At 40.8% G+C, this 2,120-nt stretch carries 2 protein-coding genes; both read left to right on the forward strand.

The annotated features are described in order from the left end of the window. Positions 1 to 357: toprim domain-containing protein (locus ACFIKI_RS08285; protein WP_375666737.1), on the forward strand; the 357-nt coding region annotated here is incomplete at its 5' end. Between the two features lie 12 nt (positions 358 to 369). Beyond that, positions 370 to 1,968, forward strand: coding sequence for a YfjI family protein (locus ACFIKI_RS08290; RefSeq protein WP_375666738.1), 1,599 nt, complete (start codon positions 370 to 372; stop codon positions 1,966 to 1,968). Positions 1,969 to 2,120: the final 152 nt, after the last annotated feature.

Genomic DNA, 2,120 nt, shown 5'->3' on the forward strand with positions numbered 1-2,120 from the left:
AAAACAGATCAGAAACCAGCAAAAGCCATGTTGGGTTCTGTCATGGGCGGTGGGGTGCATTTAAGTCAATCCAATCCAAAACATCTGGTCATTTGTGAAGGCATTGAAACCGGTCTGGCTCTGCTGTCTGGGTTGTTATCAGAGCCCGTTGATTTATGGGCGTCTCTTTCAACCCATGGCATGATGCGTGTGAATTTACCCCATACAAAAGGGCATCTCACCATTGCAATGGACGGCGATGATGCGGGTCGTAAAGCAGGTTTTACCCTAGCCAAGCGTGCTTATAGCCAAGGCTTTGAGGTCTTTATGATGCAAGCTCCAAAAGGAACTGATTTTAATAACGTATTACTTTCTTAAAAGAGGGAAACTATGAAAGATAGTAATTTACAAAACAAGAATGAAAATACTCCCGTCAATGATAACGATAATGTCTCTTTAAACGATAAGACTTGTTTAAAAGCCATTCCTTATGAAGTCGCCTTGCAACAAAACGGTTGGAAGGAATTACAACAGATTGAGAGTGCTCTTTTACCCGTTGAACCTTTTAATCCATTACAGCTCCCAATGCCATTCATGGACTATATTTATGACGTTTCAGAGCGTCAACAAGCTCCAATGGATTTTATTGCTGTCTCTGCTCTCTGTGCCTTGGCTGCTGTCATCGGCAATGGCGTGCGGGTTGCTCCAAAACAACATGATGATTGGACGATTGTCCCTAATCTCTGGGGCGCTCTTATTGGTCAATCGTCAACATACAAAACACCAGCCATGAAAGCCGCTTTAGCGCCTATCACTTGCCTTCAAAAGGAATGGTATAAAGACTGGTTAAAGCAGAAAGAGAAACAAGAAATTGAAGAGAGACTTGAAACTTTAGATAAACGAGAAAAGGAAAGACAAGCCAATAAAGCGATAAGAAAAGGAGAGTGTGAAACCGCCCGTGCTCTTTTGTATGAAACGCTCTCTAAAGACAATGCGCATGATGATGATGTCTCTCGTTTTATTGTCAATGATGTGACCGTTGAAAAGCTTGGGGAACTCTTAAAAGAAAACCCCCGGGGTCTCTTAATGGTGCGTGATGAATTATCTGGTTTTTTAGCCAATCTGGAACGAAGAGAATATCAAACAGACCGTGCCTTTTATTTAACAGCTTTTAATGGAGATGATCAATTTACCTATGACCGTATCGAGCGTGGAACCATTTTTATCCCTTATGTCACTTTATCCATGATTGGAGGCATTCAACCTTCACGCATTATTCCCATTATTCAAGCCATGCACCATGGAACAAATAATGACGGTTTATTGCAACGCTTTCAAATGATTGTCTGGCCCGATGACAATAAAGAGTGGCAATTGGTTGATAAACCGCCCAATCAAGAGGGGTGGCAAAAGTATGAAGGGGTTTTTCGCTCTTTTCGTGATAAACGATTAGGGTCTCCAGAACAACCACTGATCATGCGTTTTTCTCCTAAAGCACAAGTGAAGTTTTATGAATGGTTCGAGCATCTTCATAAAGAGGCAAAAGGAGCTACTCACTCAGAAAGCTTACAATCGCATCTTTTAAAAATGCCAAAGACCATAGCAAGCCTTGCGTTAATTTTTGAACTTCTTGACAGTGGTCGTTTAGAAATTGGACTCTATGCCATCACAACAGCCTTGCGTTGGACAAGTTATCTGTTAAGCCATGCAAAACGTCTTTATGCGGTGGGAGATACATTAACAGCAGAGCGTGCAAAATTAATTGTCGAGCGTTGTGATCATTTATCTGATGTTTTTACAGCAAGGGATGTTTATAAACGTGATTGGAAATATTTAACAGACAATCAAACCGTTAAGCAAGCTTTAGAGCTTTTATGCCGTTGTAACTATATTCGTGAAATCTCTGGAGACAAGTGCTCTCAAAGTGGTCGACCTACCATACGTTATGAATGGCACCCCTTAGTGAAAGATCATAAGACATCACACTGAGGCAATTTGGAAATCTTATAAAACATTAAACAATATAACAGTGAACCTTTAAAGCACTCCCCATCATGAGTTTTGGGGGGGTATGGGGGTTTTGGGGGGTCTTTTTACCCCCCCCTTTATATATATTTTTTAGTCAAAAATAAAAGTTATTA

The sequence above is a fragment of the Bartonella sp. TT121SHDZB genome (genome assembly GCF_042193415.1).
Lineage (GTDB): Bacteria > Pseudomonadota > Alphaproteobacteria > Rhizobiales > Rhizobiaceae > Bartonella.

Excerpts from the sequence above, each read along its gene's own strand:
- ACFIKI_RS08290 (WP_375666738.1), top strand. The coding sequence starts at position 370 with ATGAAAGATAGTAATTTACAAAACAAGAATGAAAATACTCCCGTCAAT.